At 66.8% G+C, this 14,641-nt stretch carries 14 protein-coding genes; 6 read left to right on the forward strand and 8 right to left on the reverse strand.

Going from position 1 to position 14,641, the window contains the following annotated elements:
• Positions 1 to 4 precede the first annotated feature (4 nt).
• Positions 5 to 1,372, forward strand: coding sequence for a flagellar filament capping protein FliD (fliD, locus tag G7Y82_RS05530; protein WP_168147008.1), 1,368 nt, complete (start codon positions 5 to 7; stop codon positions 1,370 to 1,372).
• Here fliD and G7Y82_RS05535 read toward each other — a convergent pair.
• The 4 genes from G7Y82_RS05535 to G7Y82_RS05550 form a co-directional block, all read right to left on the reverse strand.
• Positions 1,369 to 1,848, reverse strand: a complete 480-nt coding sequence (locus G7Y82_RS05535; protein ID WP_168147009.1) for a GNAT family N-acetyltransferase — start codon at positions 1,846 to 1,848, stop codon at positions 1,369 to 1,371. The two genes, fliD and G7Y82_RS05535, sit on opposite strands and share 4 nt — an antisense overlap.
• A gap of 54 nt (positions 1,849 to 1,902) precedes the next feature.
• Complete coding sequence (locus tag G7Y82_RS05540; RefSeq protein ID WP_168147010.1) at positions 1,903 to 3,090, reverse strand: acetyl-CoA C-acyltransferase family protein; 1,188 nt, start codon at positions 3,088 to 3,090, stop codon at positions 1,903 to 1,905.
• Positions 3,091 to 3,183: 93 nt separating this feature from the next.
• Entirely contained in the window at positions 3,184 to 4,050 is an 867-nt protein-coding gene (gene folD / locus G7Y82_RS05545; RefSeq protein WP_168147011.1) for a bifunctional methylenetetrahydrofolate dehydrogenase/methenyltetrahydrofolate cyclohydrolase FolD, read from the reverse strand.
• Between the two features lie 81 nt (positions 4,051 to 4,131).
• Positions 4,132 to 4,506, reverse strand: coding sequence for an antibiotic biosynthesis monooxygenase family protein (locus G7Y82_RS05550; RefSeq protein WP_168147012.1), 375 nt, complete (start codon positions 4,504 to 4,506; stop codon positions 4,132 to 4,134).
• Positions 4,507 to 4,581: 75 nt separating this feature from the next.
• On the opposite strand from G7Y82_RS05550, the gene soxR reads away from it, so the two are divergent.
• On the forward strand, positions 4,582 to 5,052 hold the full coding sequence (gene soxR / locus G7Y82_RS05555) for a redox-sensitive transcriptional activator SoxR (protein WP_168147013.1): 471 nt from the start codon (positions 4,582 to 4,584) through the stop codon (positions 5,050 to 5,052).
• Positions 5,053 to 5,332: 280 nt separating this feature from the next.
• On the opposite strand, the gene G7Y82_RS05560 is transcribed toward soxR, so the two are convergent.
• Positions 5,333 to 7,048 carry a M28 family metallopeptidase gene (locus G7Y82_RS05560; RefSeq protein ID WP_240954083.1) on the reverse strand — a complete coding sequence of 572 codons (1,716 nt, stop codon included), beginning with the start codon at positions 7,046 to 7,048 and terminating at the stop codon, positions 5,333 to 5,335.
• A gap of 72 nt (positions 7,049 to 7,120) precedes the next feature.
• Positions 7,121 to 9,127: an alpha/beta hydrolase family protein gene (locus G7Y82_RS05565; protein WP_240954084.1), complete on the reverse strand. Its 2,007-nt coding sequence runs from the start codon at positions 9,125 to 9,127 to the stop codon at positions 7,121 to 7,123.
• Positions 9,128 to 9,377: 250 nt separating this feature from the next.
• Here G7Y82_RS05565 and G7Y82_RS05570 point away from each other — a divergent pair, with 250 nt between their 5' ends.
• A complete protein-coding gene (locus G7Y82_RS05570; protein ID WP_206370350.1) occupies positions 9,378 to 10,991 on the forward strand; it encodes a peptide MFS transporter in 1,614 nt (537 codons plus the stop codon).
• On the opposite strand, the gene G7Y82_RS05575 is transcribed toward G7Y82_RS05570, so the two are convergent.
• Both G7Y82_RS05575 and ygfZ read right to left on the reverse strand, forming a co-directional pair.
• Positions 10,963 to 12,426, reverse strand: coding sequence for a trypsin-like serine peptidase (locus G7Y82_RS05575; RefSeq protein ID WP_168147015.1), 1,464 nt, complete (start codon positions 12,424 to 12,426; stop codon positions 10,963 to 10,965). The genes G7Y82_RS05570 and G7Y82_RS05575 overlap by 29 nt on opposite strands.
• 128 nt (positions 12,427 to 12,554) lie before the next feature.
• Entirely contained in the window at positions 12,555 to 13,466 is a 912-nt protein-coding gene (ygfZ, locus tag G7Y82_RS05580) for a CAF17-like 4Fe-4S cluster assembly/insertion protein YgfZ (protein ID WP_168147016.1), read from the reverse strand.
• Between the two features lie 8 nt (positions 13,467 to 13,474).
• Here ygfZ and G7Y82_RS21180 point away from each other — a divergent pair, with 8 nt between their 5' ends.
• The 3 genes from G7Y82_RS21180 to sdhD are packed head-to-tail and all read left to right on the forward strand — an operon-like array spanning position 13,475 to position 14,611.
• Positions 13,475 to 13,756, forward strand: a complete 282-nt coding sequence (locus tag G7Y82_RS21180) for a DUF1674 domain-containing protein (protein ID WP_240954085.1) — start codon at positions 13,475 to 13,477, stop codon at positions 13,754 to 13,756.
• A 47-nt stretch (positions 13,757 to 13,803) separates the two neighbouring features.
• A complete protein-coding gene (gene sdhC, locus G7Y82_RS05590; protein WP_168147017.1) occupies positions 13,804 to 14,205 on the forward strand; it encodes a succinate dehydrogenase, cytochrome b556 subunit in 402 nt (133 codons plus the stop codon).
• Between the two features lie 10 nt (positions 14,206 to 14,215).
• A complete protein-coding gene (gene sdhD, locus G7Y82_RS05595; protein ID WP_168147018.1) occupies positions 14,216 to 14,611 on the forward strand; it encodes a succinate dehydrogenase, hydrophobic membrane anchor protein in 396 nt (131 codons plus the stop codon).
• The last annotated feature ends 30 nt before the right edge of the window (positions 14,612 to 14,641 follow it).

Consider the following 14,641-nt stretch of genomic DNA (forward strand, 5'->3'; position numbering starts at 1 on the left):
GAACATGGCGACAGTCAGCACTTCCACCTTTACCAACGCCGGCGTCGGTTCGGGGCTCGACCTCGAAACGCTGATCACCAACCTGGTGTCGGCCGAACGCTCGCCGACCGAAACGCGGCTGACCACCAAGCAGAGCACGCTGACGACGCAGTTGTCGGCGGTCGGCACGTTCAAGGCGACACTGGCCAACGTGCAGAGCAAGCTCGCGGCATTGCAGAGCGGCGGCACGCTGGCGACGCTGACGGCGACCTCGTCCGACGAATCGATTTTCACGGCGACGGCCAGCAGCAGTGCGACGCGTGGCAGCTACGACGTCGAAGTCGTGAACCTGGCGCGCGCCAACAAGCAGGCATCGTCGGCATTCGCCAGCTCCAGCACTTCGCTGGGTGCCGGTGACGTGCAGATCAGTGTGGGCAGCAGCGCGTTCACGGTGACGCTCGACAGCTCGGCGAATACGCTGACCGATCTGAAGAACGCCATCAACGACTCGTCGAACAACACCGGCGTGACGGCGACGATCATCAACGAGAGCGGCGGCGCACGCCTGCTGCTGACGTCGAACGATACCGGTACCGATCACCAGATTTCGGTGAATTCGTCGCTGATCTCGTTTACCGAAACGCAGGCCGCGCAGGACGCGCATATCCGCGTCGACGGCTACGACGTCTACTCCGGCTCGAATACGGTCGACGACGCGATCGACGGTGTTTCGATCAATCTGCAGAAGGCGCAGGCCGGAACGACCGAAACGCTGAACCTGGCGCTCGACAACAGCAGCGCGAAAAGCGCGATCCAGACTTTCGTTACCGCCTATAACGCGGCGATGACGACGATGGCGGCGCTGACCAAGTACGACCCGGACAGCAACACCGCCGCGGCGCTCAACGGCGACGCGATGGTGCGCGGCGCGCAATCGACCCTGCGCAATCTGGTCGGTGGCAGCTTCAGCGGCGCGGGCACCTATCAGTATCTGTCGCAGCTGGGGATCACCACCGAGACCGACGGCACGCTGACGATCGACGACGACAAACTGAGCACGGCGCTCGACGCCGATAGCGGCTCGGTGCAGAAACTGTTCGGTGGCGACGACGGCCTGGCCGCACAGCTTGATACGGCGATCGGCCGTCTGGTCGATGATGGCGGTTTGGTCGAAGCCCGCCAGGATGCGTTGCAGTCGCGGCTCGACGACATCAGCGATCAGTTCGATCAGCTCGATACGCGCATGACCAGTGTCGAGGCGCGTTACCGCGCGCAGTTCACCGCGCTCGATACCCTCATTTCGTCGATGCAGACAACCAGCGATTTTCTGACGACGCAGCTCAAGCAGATCGAAGCGATCGGCACCTATGCGTCGTCGAGCAGCAGTTCCTAAGCCAGGGCGCGGTCGGGCGCCGGCATCGCCAGCGTCATGAAGGTGCTGTACGGGTCCTCGACGTAGTCGCCGAACGGTCCGCAGGTTTCGAAGCCGAAGCGCGCGTACAGCGTACGGGCCGGAATGAACGCATCGGCGGTGCCGGTTTCCAGGCTCAGCCGCGTGTAACCCCGGTGCCGGGCTTCGGCCAGCATGTGCATCAGCAGCGCTGCGGCGACGCCCTTGCGCAGATGCGCGTGAGCGGTGCGCATCGACTTGATCTCGCCATGCGCCGCATCGAGCGCGCGCAGCGCGCCGCAGCCCAGCACCGTGTCGCCCTCCCAGGCGCTCCAGAACGTGATGTCCGGGCGCCGCAGGCCGTCGAGGTCGAGCGCATGAATGCTCTCCGGCGGCGAGTGCGCGAACATGCTCTGGCGATGTTCGACCAGTAGGCGCAGCAGTTCGGGGTGGGTCAGCGGGTCGAGGCGGATGTCCATGACAAAAAAAGGCGCCGGCCATGACGGCCGGCGCCCATTTTATCGGGCCGGTGCTCAGACGCGCTCGAAGATCGCGGCAATGCCCTGACCGCCGCCGATGCACATCGTCGCCAGGCCGTAACGGCCGCCGCTGCGGTGCAATTCGTAGATGGCCTTGGTGGTGATGATCGCGCCGGTGGCGCCGACCGGATGGCCGAGCGAGATGCCGGAGCCGTTCGGGTTGACCTTGTCCGGATCGAAGCCCAGCTCCTTGGCGACGGCGCAGGCCTGCGCGGCGAACGCTTCGTTCGATTCGATGACGTCGAAGGCGTCGACCGTCAGGCCGGCGCGCTTCAGCGCCGCGCGTGTCGCCGGCACCGGGCCGATGCCCATGTAGGCCGGATCGACACCGGCGTGCGCGTAGCTGACCAGCCGTGCCAGCGGCTTCAGCGACAGGCGCTTGACCGCTTCGCCGGAGGCCAGCACCACAGCCGACGCGCCGTCGTTGAGGCTGGACGCGTTGCCGGCGGTGACCAGGCCGCCGTCCTTCTTGAACACCGGCTTGAGCTTGGCCAGGCCTTCGGCGGTGGTTTCGCCGCGCACGTTCTCGTCGGTGTCGAAGGTGATCACGCCCTTGCGCGTCTTGATCTCGACCGGCGTGATCTGCGCGGTGAAGCGGCCTTCGGCGATCGCCTGCGCGGCGCGGCGCTGGCTTTCGGCGGCGAGCGCGTCCTGCGCATCGCGCGTGATGCCGTAGCGCTCGGCGACGTTCTCGGCGGTGATGCCCATGTGGATCTTCTGGAACGGGTCGTGCAGCGCGCCGTTGGTGAAGTCGAGCATCGGCGTGTCGCCGAGGCGCGCGCCCCAGCGGCCGGCCGGCAGCAGATAGGCGCCGCGGCTCATCGACTCGGCGCCGGCGCCGATCGCGATCTCGGCGTCGCCGAGCAGGATGGTCTGCGCCGCCGAGACGATGGCCTGCAGGCCCGAGCCGCACAGGCGGTTGACGTTGAACGCCGGGGTTTCCTTCGGCAGGCCGGCGTTGATTGCCGCGACGCGGCTCAGATACGCATCGCTCGGCACGGTCGGAATGACGGTGCCCATCGCCAGATGGCCGACCTGATCGGCCGGTGCGCCGCTGCGTTCGAGCGCCGCCTTGACGGCGATGGTCGCCAGATCGGCGAGCGGCACATCCTTGAGCGAGCCGCCGAAGCTGCCGACTGCGGTGCGGGTGGCGGCGACGACGAAAACTTCCGGTTGAGTCATGACAGTCCTTAGCGATTTTCAATCAATGATCGGCCACTCGGCGCTGGCGGCGCGATGACTGAAGCGCTCGGCGTGCTTGAACGCTTCGGCCATTCAGTCGATGGCAGTGCCGTCGCGCGAGGTGCAGGCGAGCAGGGTGTTGTGCATCAGCATCGCCACCGTCATCGGTCCGACACCGCCCGGCACCGGCGTGATGAAGGCGGCGCGTTCGCGTGCGGCGTCGAAGTCGACGTCGCCACAGATCTTGCCGTCGGGCAGACGGTTGATGCCGACGTCGATGACCGTCGCGCCCGGCTTGATCCAGACGCCCTGAACCATGCGCGGCTTGCCGACCGCGGCGACGACGATGTCGGCGCGCGCCACTTCGCCGGCGACGTCGGCGGTGAAACGATGGCAGCAGGTGGCGGTGGCGCCGGCCAGCATCAGCTCCAGCATCATCGGTCGACCGACATGATTGCTGGCGCCGACGACCACGGCGCGGCGGCCCTTGAACGGTTCGTCGATCGTTTTCAGCAGTTCGATCACGCCGTACGGCGTGCACGGCCGCAGCACCGGCATGCGCTGCGCGAGGCGACCGATGTTGTACGGGTGGAAACCGTCGACGTCCTTGTCGGCGCGAATGCGCTCGGTGACGCGGATCGCATTGATGTGGCCCGGCAGCGGCAGCTGCACGAGAATGCCGTCGATGTCGTCGTCGGCATTGAGCGCGTCGACCGCCGACAGCAGCTCGGCTTCACCGACCGTCGCGTCGAAATGCATCGGCACCGAGCGCACGCCGACCTTGTCGCAGGTCAGGCGCTTGTTGCGCACGTAGATTTCCGATGCCGGATCGGCGCCGACCAGCACGGTGGCCAGTGCCGGCCGCCGCAGGCCGGCTGCGATGCGCCGGGCCACGGCCAGGCGGACACGTTCATGGACGGCGGCAGCGACGGCTTTGCCGTCGATCAGTTGTGCGCTCAAGGTTGGTGCATTCGACGATCCCGGGGGTGCGTAGTGTAGGGAATGCGGCCGCGCCGGGCGACGGCCGGCCGCATTTGCGTCTCAGCCGCCGATGCGGTGCGCCAGACGATAGTTCTGCGGCTGGGCGCCGTAGCGGTGCACGATTTCGCGGGTCGGCGGCGGCACGTCGTCGTTGCGGAACACCTGCGTCCAGGCGGCTTCCGAGCGCCACTGCGCGTCGATGACGAGGCGACCGCCGTCGTCACTGGCGTAGAGCTTGGCGGCGACGAAGCCGGGCTGCGGGCGGTAGTGCCGTTCGACCGCGGCGGCCATGTCGTCGATGAAGGCCTGTTGGTGGGCAGGGTCGACGGCGAACTCGCTGACGACGATGAACAGCGGCTCGGCCGCGGCCGCAGCCGCAGGTGTTGCCGGCGACAGCAGCGGCGGGAGGAGCGGGGAAGCGATCACGGCGGACATGCGCAGACTCCGGGACTTGATGAAAGGGCGGTGCGACTGTAAAACCTCAACAAAACTTGAGGTCAAGAGGTCGCCATGCCCAAAGCCGGATCCGCGCGGCCGGAGCAGATGCTCAGCGTTGGCCAGATCGCCGCGCGTAGCGGGCTGGCCGTGTCCGCCCTGCATTTCTACGAGCGCAGCGGCCTGATCCGCAGCGAGCGCTCAGCCGGCAACCAGCGCCGTTACCGGCGCGGCGTACTGCGCCGCATCGCGATCATCAAGGTCGCGCAGCGCCTCGGCATTCCGCTGGCCACGATCCGGCAGGCGCTGGACACCTTGCCGGCCGATCGCGCGCCGACCGTTGCCGACTGGGGGCGGCTGTCGGCGAGCTGGAAGGCCGACCTCGACGCGCGCATCACGCAGTTGACGCGTCTGCGCGACCAGCTCGACGGCTGCATCGGCTGCGGTTGCCTGTCGGTCGACGCCTGCGCGCTGCGCAATCCGGGCGACGTGCTGGCGGGGCGTGGCACCGGCGCGCGGCTGCTGGAAGCGCTGCCGGACGACTGAGGGTCGGGGGAAGAGGCTTGGGGAGGTGGGCGCCGGAAGGCGGCACTGTTTCTTCCAGCCGCATCCGGGCCATCACGCACCCCACCTCACCCAACCCTCTCCGCCCCGCTGGCGGAGAGGGCTTTGATGGTGCAGCGGGCACGAACGTGTTTTGGCTCCCCTCCGCCCGCTTGCGGGGGAAGGGGCTGGGGGAGGTGGGCGCCGGAAAGGAGCGACGCTCGTGACGGTTCAGGCCCGCTGGTGCGGGCCGCGTGAAACCACGCTTCTTGCGGCAAGCGGGCTACTGCCCGAGCGACTGCTCGCGGATCGCCTTGAACTCCGAGCCGTCCTTCCACTTCGGCCAGGTGCTGCCGTTGGCGATGGTGTCGCCGGTTTCGAACAGCAGCTTGAGGTCGGCGGCGGCGCCCGACAGGTCCCAGTCCGGCTTGATCTCGTCGGACGGCGAGTGATAGTCGTGGGCGATGTAGTCCTTGGCCTTGGCTTCGCCATAGCCTTCGGGCTTGCCGATCACGTCGATACCGGCCTTGATGTACAGCGACGGCAAGCCTTCCTTGGCCAGTTCGAACTGATCGGAGCGGTAGTAGCTGCCTTTCTCCGGCGAGGTGTCCGGCACGATGGTGCGGCCTTCGGCGGACGCGATCCTGGCGAAGGTCTCCTCGATGTCGTTCTGTCCGGCGCCGACGATCTGGATGTCGCGCGTCTTGCCGTAGGTGTTGAGCACGTCCATGTTGAAATCGGCGAGCGTCTTCGTCAGCGGATAGAGCGGATGTTCGGCGTACTGTTTGGAACCGAGCAGGCCTTGCTCCTCGCCAGTGACGGCGACGAACAGTACCGAGCGCTTCGGTGCCACCGGCAGCGCCTTGTAGGCCTTGGCCAGTGCCAGCAGGCCGGCAACGCCGGACGCATTGTCGGCGGCGCCGTTGAAGATTTGGTCGCCCTTCAGAGACGGCTTGCGGCCGAGGTGGTCCCAGTGCGCGGTGTAGAGGATGTACTGGTCTTTCAGCGTCGGGTCCGAGCCTTCGAGTTTGGCGACGACGTTGTGCGAATAGACCTTGCGCACCGTGTTCTTGATCTCGAAGCTGGCGGTGGCCTTGAGCGGCACCGGCTTGAAGTCGCGTGACAGCGCGGCCTGCTTGAGCTGGTCGAAATCCAGACCCGAGTCCTTGAACAGCTCGTGCGCCTTGTCCAGCGTGATCCACGACTCGACCGGCACCTTGCTCATGTTCTGGTCGGCGGCCGCGAGCTTGAACTGCTCGCCGGTCCAGCTGTGCTCGACGACGTCCCAGGGGTAGGCGGCCGGCTTGGTCTCGTGAATGATGATCGCCGCCGCGGCGCCGAGTTTGGAGGCGATCTCGTACTTGTACGTCCAGCGGCCGTAGTACGTCATCGCCTTGCCCTTGAACATCTTCGGATCGAGCTGGCCGGGATCGTTCGGGTCCGGGATCGCCGGATCGTTGATCAGCATGACGATGGTCTTGCCCTTGACGTCCAGGCCTTTGTAGTCGTCCCAGCCATACTCCGGCGCCTGCACGCCATAGCCGACGAACACCATCGGCGAATCCTTGACGTCGACCTCCGGCACGAAGCGTTCGGTGGTGGCGACGAAGTCGCTGCCGGCATCGAGCTTGATGGCCTTGCCGCCGGCGGTCATCTGCATCGCCGGCGTACCGGTGATGCCGACCAGCGGCACGTCCTGCAGATAGGTGCCGTCCGGGTTGCCGGGCTGCAGGCCGATCGCCTTGAACTGATCCATGATGTAGGCGACGGCCTTGCGGCCGCCCGGCGTGCCGGGCAGGCGGCCTTCGAAGTCGTCGGACGCCAGCACCTTGATGTGCTGCAGGATCTGATCGGGCGTGATCACCGCTTCGGCCTGCTGCGCTTGCGCGAAGGTCGGTAGCAGCGGCGCCGGGGCCGGAGCCGGGGCGGGCGCGGCGCAGGCGCTCAGCGCCGCCAGCGCCGACGCGCACAGTCCAGTGCGCAATGGTTTCATCAACATCGTCATTCTCCCTGTCGAGTTGCTTGCGAGACGCCGAGGCGGCGTCGCGAGTACGGCAGCCTCATCGGCGTCTCAGCTCAGCCAGCGCTTCAGCCAGGCCTGCACGGTCTCGTGCCACTGCACGCTGTTGTGCGGCTTCATGACCCAGTGATTCTCGTCCGGGTAGACCAGCAGCTCGGAGGCAATGCCGCGGCGCTGCAGCGCCGTGAACGCGCCGATGCCCTGTTCGACCGGGATGCGGAAGTCCTTTTCGCTGTGGATGATCAGCATCGGCGTCTTCCAGTTCTTGACGTAGTCGACCGGGTTGAAGCGCTCATAGGCCTGCGGATCGTCGTACTGCGGCGCGCCGTGCTCCCACTCGTCGAACCACAGTTCCTCGGTCGAGTAATACATCATGCGGCTGTCGAAGACGCCGTCGTGGTTGACGATGCACTTGAAGCCGTCCGGCCAGTTGCCGGCGATCCAGTTCATCATGTAACCGCCGTAGCTGGCGCCGAGCGCCGCGGCCTTGGTGCCGTCGAGGAAGTCGTACTTCTTCACCGCGTAGGCGAAGCCCTTCTTCAGGTCTTCGAGCGGCTTGCCGCCCCAGTCGCGCGAGATCGAATCGGTGAACGCCTGGCCGTAGCCGGTCGAGCCGTGGAAGTCGATGAAGACCACGGCGTAGCCCATGCCGGCGAACACCGCCGGGTTCCAGCGATAGTGGAAGTCATTGCCCATGCTGCCTTGCGGGCCGCCGTGGACGATGAAGGCGATCGGATACTTCTTGCCCTTCACGTAATTCCACGGCTTCATCACGTAGCCGTGCACGGTTTCGTCGTGCCAGCCGGGGAAGCTGAACTGCTCGTAGTCGCCGAACTGCACGTCGGCGAGGCGCTCGGCGTTGACGTCGGTGAGGCGCGTCGCGTTCTGGCCGCCCGGCGTCGTCAGGTACAGGTCGGCCGGCGCGTTGAGGCTGTCGAGCGCGTAGACGAAGGTGTTGCCGACGATGTCGAAGCCGCCGATGTGGCCGTCGCCGGTCAGCGCGGTGGCGTTGCCGCTGGCGACGTCGATCGCGAACACGCGGTGCTGACCGAGATCGTCGGCGGTCGTGTAGAGGGTCTTGCCGTCGGCCGAGAACATCACACCGCCGGCCGAGCGGTCCCAGGCCGGATCGACTTCACGGGTCTGGCCGGTCTTCAGATCGCGCAGCATGATCGCCAGACGGTCGGATTCGAACTTCGGACGCTTCATCGCCGTCCACGCCAGATAGCGGCCGTCCGGCGAGAACTGCGGGGTGGTGTCGGTGGCTTCGTTGCCTTGGGTCAGATTCTGCGGCTGCTTCGAGCCGTCGCTGGGCACCTGCCACAGATCGAGGTTGGTGCTCCAGGCCTCGGTCTTGCCGGCGATGCGCGCGGTGAACACCACGGTCTTGCCGTCCGGCGAGAACGTGTATTCGGAGTCGTCGCCGAACGGCTTGCTCGGCACGTCGCCGTCGATGTCCTGGCTCAGCAGCACCGGCGCCCCGATCTTGCCGTCGGTGCCGAGCGTGGCCGCGAACAGCTGCGAGCGCGTGCCGGTCGACCAGGTATCCCAGTGGCGGATGAACAGGCGGTCGTAGACCGTGCCGGTGCTTTTGCGCGCGGCGGCTTCGTCGAACTTCTTCTTGCTGCAGGCGATGTCGCCCTGGCACTCGGGATAGATCTCGAGCGAGAACGCGACGCGCTGGCCGTCCGGCGCCAGCATGAAGGTCGAGACGTCGAGCGGCAGCGCGGTGACCGGCTGCGCCTCGCCGCCGCGCATGTCGAGCTTCCAGACCTGGCTGGAGCCGCTGCGCGACGACAGGAAGTAGAGGGCCGAACCGTCCGGCGCCCAGCGCGGGCTGTTGCTCGACGCCGGGCCGCTGGTCATCGGCCGCGACTGCTTCGTCGCCAGATCCATCAGCCAGATCTGCGTGATGCCCTTGTTGGCGTCGTAGTCGGTGCTGCGCAGCGTGTAGGCGACGGACTTGCCGTCCGGCGACAGGCGCGGGTCGGAAATGCGCTGGAGGGTGACGAGATCCATCGCGGTGATCGCGCGCGGATCGTGTTTGTTGGAATGCATGGTCGAGCTGGCGCCGAAAGCGGAAAGTGACATCGTGGCGAGCACTGCGCCCGCGAGCAAACGTTTCATCATGGTCCCTGTAACGTGGCCCGGTCCCACCCGGTGGTCGGGCATGGTAAACCGCGTGCTGCGCTGGGGACTGAGGGAAAACCCGCTGCCGCAGCGCAGCATCGGCAGCGACACTGTCGCCACCGTCAGCGGCGCGGCCCGATGCGGCCGGTTTGTCGCGCGGCGTGCCCGCGCTCACCACATGAAACAGGATCCGATGACCGACGCCGCCCTGTCCGACGCCCTCCCGCGCACGGATTTTCTCGGCCACCCGAAAGGCCTCTACGTCTGCTTCTTCACCGAGATGTGGGAGCGCTTCTCGTTCTACGGCATGAAGGCGCTGCTGCTGCTGTATCTGATCAAGTACCACCGCTTTTCCGACGATCACGGCTACAACCTGATCGGTGCCTACGGCGGCCTGGTCTACGCGGCGCCGGTGTTCGGCGGCCTGGTCGCCGACCGCTGGCTGGGCATGCGCAAGAGCATCCTGCTCGGCGGCGTGCTGCTGTGCCTGGGGCATTTTGCGATGGCGGTGGAAGGGCATCCGGCGCGCGTCGTCGACGGCGTGGTGATGCGCGACACGCGCGCGCTGCAGGTCTTCTACTTCGCGCTGGCGCTGATCATCGTCGGCGTCGGCTTTCTCAAGGCCAATGTTTCGACGCTGGTCGGCAAGCTCTACGCCGAGCAGGATCCGCGGCGCGAGGCCGGTTTTTCGATCTACTACGCCGGCGTCAATCTCGGTGGCGTGATTTCCGGCGTGCTGTGCGGCTGGCTCGGTGAGACCTTCGGCTGGGGCTACGGCTTCGGTGCTGCCGGTGTCGGCATGCTGTTCGGTCTGGCGACCTTCGTCTACGGACAGCGCTATCTGCTCGGCCGCGCCGAGCCGCCCGATGCGCCGCGCCTGCGCGAGCGTCTGCTCGCCGGCCTGTCGCGCGAAACCTGGATTTACGTCGCCACCTTCGGCGGCGTGTTGGTCGGCTGGCAGCTGATCCAGCGCCATTCGCTGATGCTGGACGTGCCGGGCCTGCCGCAGATGAGCGCGGTGTTGTGGGGCATGCATGCGATCTCCGTCGTGCTGCTCGGCTGGATCGCGTGGTTTCTGATCTTTCGCTGCAATCGGGTGCAGCGCCAGCAGATGCTGGTGTTGCTGGTGCTGATCGTCTGCTGCCTGGTGTTCTTCACGCTCTACGAGCAGACCTACGGCTCGTGGCTGCTGTTCTCGGATCGCGTGATGAATCGCGAGACGAATCTGTTCGGCTGGCACTACGAGTGGACGGCCGGACAGCTGACCTCGCTGGGTTCGCTGTTCATCCTGCTGCTGGCGCCGATCCTGGCCTGGCTGTGGCCGCGGCTCGACCGGCTCGGCATCAACCCGAGCAAGCCGATGAAGTCGGCGCTGGGCCTGATCGTCGCCGGCCTCGCGTTCCTGGTGCTGGTCTGGAGCGCGCGCCATCCGCAGGCCAACGGCATGACGGCGCTGTGGTGCTTCGTGCTCGCGTACTTCGTGCTTGAAGTGGGCGAGATGCTGCTGTCGCCGATCGGCCTGGCGGCGGTGACCGAGCTGTCGGTGCCGAGCGTCATGGGCGTGATGATGGGCGCCTGGTGGCTCGGCACCGCGTACTCGGAAGTGCTCGCCGCGCTGCTCGGCAAGCTGTCGGCGATCCAGTTGCCGGAAGACGGCGCGATCGTCGTCGCCGATGCCTTGGCGAAGTACGACGCGCTGTTTGTCTACTCGGCGAAGATCGGCATCGCCGCCGGCCTGCTGATCCTGCTGCTGACGCCGCTGCTCAAGCGCGGCATGCACGGCGCGAAGTAAACCTTCGCGCCAGGCCGATCAGCAGCAGCGGCAGTACGCCGAGGCCGAGGCTGCCGCCACCGCCGCCCGAATCGCTGCTGCTGCTGCCTCCGGTGGTCGAGCCCGTGCAGTCGACGGGATCGGCACTGCCGGGATCCTTGCCGTCGACCGTCGTGCAGCCGCTGTCGGCGGCTAGCGCGGTCTGCAGTGTGGTGCCGGTCGAGCTGGCGGCGGTCCAGGCCGCATCGAGACGTGCGTAGTAGTCGGCCTGGCCGTTGTTGGCGGTGCCGATGGCGGCGCAGGCGCCGGAACCGCCGGACAGGGTGCCGACCACACGGTGACTCTGGTTCAGCAACCCCGATCCGGACGAGCCTTCCTCGGTCGTGCCCTGCGCCCAGTAGACCTGCCAGGTATTCGAGGTGAAGTCGCCGAAGTCGACGTTGTTCTGCGCAGTCGCCGGGGTGCTGTAGGTGCTGATTTTCTTGTCGTCACCGGCCGGGTGATGAATCGTCACGCCTGACGTCGGCGCCGTGCCGCTGGCGTCCCAGCCGGCGTAGTAGACGTTGTAGCTGCTCGGCGGCGTCGAAGCGAGCTGGAACAGAGTGTAGTCGGTCACCGTCGTGCCGCTGGTACCGGCCACCAATGCGCTGCCGCGAATGTTTTCCGAGACCGAGCCATAGCTGCCAGTTCCGCAGCCGCTGCGCTCGACGTTGAAATAGGCGTAGGTCGACGTCACGGTGCTGGCGGTGACGTCGCAGTGATGCGCCGTGAGGATCAGCGGCCGGTCGTCCTGCTCGGCATTGTTGACGAGGGTGCCCGAGCACAGATAGCTGCCGCCGGTTTCGGCGATCTGCAGCAGCACGACGGCGCGGATGTCGTCGCGCCAGTCGTCGCCGGCCGAGCAGGCGACGTCGATTTCGCAGGCGCCGGAGGTGCCGTTGGTGCTCGAAAAGCTCTTGCTGCTGAACGGGCGATAGGCGTGATAGGCGGTGGTGACGTCGAGTGCGAAGTCGCTTTTTTCGCCGCTCGGCATGCGCGCTTCCAGCACGGCGTCGTCGCTGCGCACGATCGGCGTCCAGAACGTGCCGTTGTCGGCCGCGGTATACGGGCCCTGCACGTCGGCGCCGCCGTCGCTGTACAGATACAGCTTGGCGTCGGCCGGCAGCTGCAGGTTCTTGATCGCGAAGCTCATCGAGTCGGCGCCGCTCGACGCGACCCGCAGGCGCCAGCGCGCAGTACCGGTCTCCGGCTCGTCCCAGCTGCCACTGTCGGCCGTCGCATTCATGCCGACGCCGACCGCGAACTGCAGCGGGTCGCTCTTGGCGGCGGCGACCGCGGATTTGACGATCTTGGCGTCGAGTTGCACCAGCGCGACGTTGCCCAGGTCCGAAACATCGGGCGTGTAGGCCCACGCGGAGGGCGAGAGGGCCAGCAGGAGCAGCAGCAGTCGGCGCATGCGTCAGGACTCGATCCAGGATTTGATCGCCACTGTAGCGGCTTCGTCCGCCATTCTCGTGACGTTTTTCCCTCAGCGCGACGGCCGGTTGCTGCCGGCCGGACGACCGGTGCCGCGCGCAGCCGGCGTCAGGCGCTGGGGCTCTCGACCAGCGTGATGGCGGCGCCGCCCTCCAGGCTCAGGCGGCGTTCCCGGGCGCCGAGCTGCAAGACCAGCGTCGCCACCGACAGGCCGTCGCCATCATCGACGGCATCGACGATCTCGCCGGCTGCCTGGGTTTCGCCGTCGGCGAAGATCGCGCTGCCGGGCGCCGGCGCCGCGGCGGCAATACGGGCGGTGAACATGCGCCGCTTGAGCTGGCCGAGATAGTGCAGGCGGGCGATGATTTCTTGGCCGGTGTAACAGCCCTTGTCGAAGCTGATGCCGCCGAGCTGGTCGAGATTGGCCATCTGCGCGACGAAGTGATCGCTGGTCTCGGGCCAGACCACGGGCACGCCGGCGTCGATGTCGGCGCGGCGCCAGTGCGTGCCTTCGGCCGTCAGGCCCGGCGGCGGCAGCCGGGCTCGCAGCGCGGCGATAGCGTCGGCCGCGCCGAGCACGCTGTAGCGTGGTGACGTACCCAGACGGCGGACGACGGTCAGGCCGTTCGCGCCGGCGGCGCAGGCCAGCGGCGCCTCAGGTGCCGGCAGGTCCAGCGCAGCCAAGGCATCCGCGGCGCCGTCGCCGAGCACGGCCAGGGCGTCGATGTCGTCGGCCCGGACGATGGTCACTTTCGAGCGCAGTACGAACATCTTCAGGCGCTTGAGCGTGGCCTCGGCGATGGCGCGTGGCAATTCGATGAAGATTTCGTCATGCACGCGGACCAGCAGCAGCACCGCCAGCATCCGCCCTTTGGCGCTGTTGTAACTAGAAATCTGAGCGTTTTCCGTGCTCAGGCGGCCGATGTCATTGCTCAGCTGACCCTGCAGGAAGGTCTCGGCGTCGGCGCCGGAGATACGTAGCCAGACGCGTTCGGTGGTGTCGGTGATCAACGAATTCATTGCGGGGGATGCTGGAAATTTGTCACACTATTATGGATGCATTGCCCGCTCTTCCCATCGCAGACCTTCTCGAAAGCGTGAGTTCGCCCAAGACCGAAATCCCGCCCGCGTCTGCAACGTCGGACGCCATCCCGCTGGCTGATCTGCTGAAGCGGGAACAGGCCTCGACGGCCGAAGAGGCCGCGCCGCCGCCTGCCGAGCCGGTCCGCGAGATCGGCGGACGCCGCGATGGACCCGAACCCACACGCTATGGCGACTGGGAAAAGAACGGCCGCTGCATCGATTTCTAAAACGATCAATCGCGCACAACGAACGTCACGTCCCGATGGGAGCCGGAATGAGTACGAAAACACCGCCACAGAGTCGCCCCCTGTCGCCCTTCATGCTGGGGCAGTACTACCGGTTCCAGTGGTCCTCGCTGCTCAGCATCATCCATCGCGTGACCGGTGTCGGCCTGACGCTCGGCTCGGTGCTGGTGGCGCTGTGGCTGATCGCGCTGGCCGGCGGTCCGTCGTGGTACACCCCGGTTGCCGGTCTGCTGCACAGCTGGTTCGTGCAGCTGCTGCTGGCGGCCTGGACCTGGGCGCTGATGTATCACCTGTGCAACGGCATCCGCCATCTGTTCTGGGACATCGGCCGTGGCTTCGAACTGAAGACCGCGCGCGCGTCCGGCTACGTGATGGTGGCTTCCTCGTTCATCCTGACCGTCCTTGTCTGGGCGGTCGCCTGCGTCGCCTAAGGAGCGGATCATGGCCAAGACTTCCGAAGATCTGCGTTCCCCGCTGTCCCGTGCCCGCGGGCTCGGCTCGGCCAAGGACGGCGTTCATCATTTCTGGGTGCAGCGCGTTTCGGCGCTCGCCCTGATTCCGCTGGCGCTGTGGTTCGCGTTCTCGATCGCGATGCTCGCCACCGGCCCGGCCGACTACTTCTCGGTCCGTCACTGGGTGTCGGCGCCGTCGGTCGCCGTGGTGCTCGTGCTGTTCCTCGGCACGGCCCTCTACCACTCGGTGCTCGGTCTGCAGGAAGTGATCGTCGACTACACCGGCGGTTCGATGCGTCTGACCTTGCTGCTGCTGTCGAAGCTGCTGCATGCCGTCGTCGCTGCCGCGGCGATCTTCGCCGTGCTGAAGATCGCGCTGGCCTGATCGGCCGCGCCGCATCCAAAACAGGATTAA

It is taken from the genome of Solimonas marina (assembly GCF_012241385.1).
GTDB classification, from domain to species: Bacteria; Pseudomonadota; Gammaproteobacteria; order Nevskiales; family Nevskiaceae; genus Solimonas; species Solimonas marina.

Bases quoted from the DNA above. Each gene is read 5' to 3' on its own strand.
- G7Y82_RS05565 (WP_240954084.1), bottom strand. From the start codon at position 9,127: ATGCATTCCAACAAACACGATCCGCGCGCGATCACCGCGATGGATCTC.
- sdhC (WP_168147017.1), top strand. From the start codon at position 13,804: ATGAGTACGAAAACACCGCCACAGAGTCGCCCCCTGTCGCCCTTCATG.
- G7Y82_RS05535 (WP_168147009.1), bottom strand. From the start codon at position 1,848: ATGGACATCCGCCTCGACCCGCTGACCCACCCCGAACTGCTGCGCCTA.
- sdhD (WP_168147018.1), top strand. From the start codon at position 14,216: ATGGCCAAGACTTCCGAAGATCTGCGTTCCCCGCTGTCCCGTGCCCGC.
- G7Y82_RS05560 (WP_240954083.1), bottom strand. From the start codon at position 7,048: ATGTTGATGAAACCATTGCGCACTGGACTGTGCGCGTCGGCGCTGGCG.
- G7Y82_RS21180 (WP_240954085.1), top strand. From the start codon at position 13,475: ATGCTGGAAATTTGTCACACTATTATGGATGCATTGCCCGCTCTTCCC.
- G7Y82_RS05570 (WP_206370350.1), top strand. From the start codon at position 9,378: ATGAAACAGGATCCGATGACCGACGCCGCCCTGTCCGACGCCCTCCCG.
- G7Y82_RS05575 (WP_168147015.1), bottom strand. From the start codon at position 12,426: ATGCGCCGACTGCTGCTGCTCCTGCTGGCCCTCTCGCCCTCCGCGTGG.
- soxR (WP_168147013.1), top strand. From the start codon at position 4,582: ATGCCCAAAGCCGGATCCGCGCGGCCGGAGCAGATGCTCAGCGTTGGC.
- fliD (WP_168147008.1), top strand. From the start codon at position 5: ATGGCGACAGTCAGCACTTCCACCTTTACCAACGCCGGCGTCGGTTCG.
- ygfZ (WP_168147016.1), bottom strand. From the start codon at position 13,466: ATGAATTCGTTGATCACCGACACCACCGAACGCGTCTGGCTACGTATC.
- G7Y82_RS05540 (WP_168147010.1), bottom strand. From the start codon at position 3,090: ATGACTCAACCGGAAGTTTTCGTCGTCGCCGCCACCCGCACCGCAGTC.
- G7Y82_RS05550 (WP_168147012.1), bottom strand. From the start codon at position 4,506: ATGTCCGCCGTGATCGCTTCCCCGCTCCTCCCGCCGCTGCTGTCGCCG.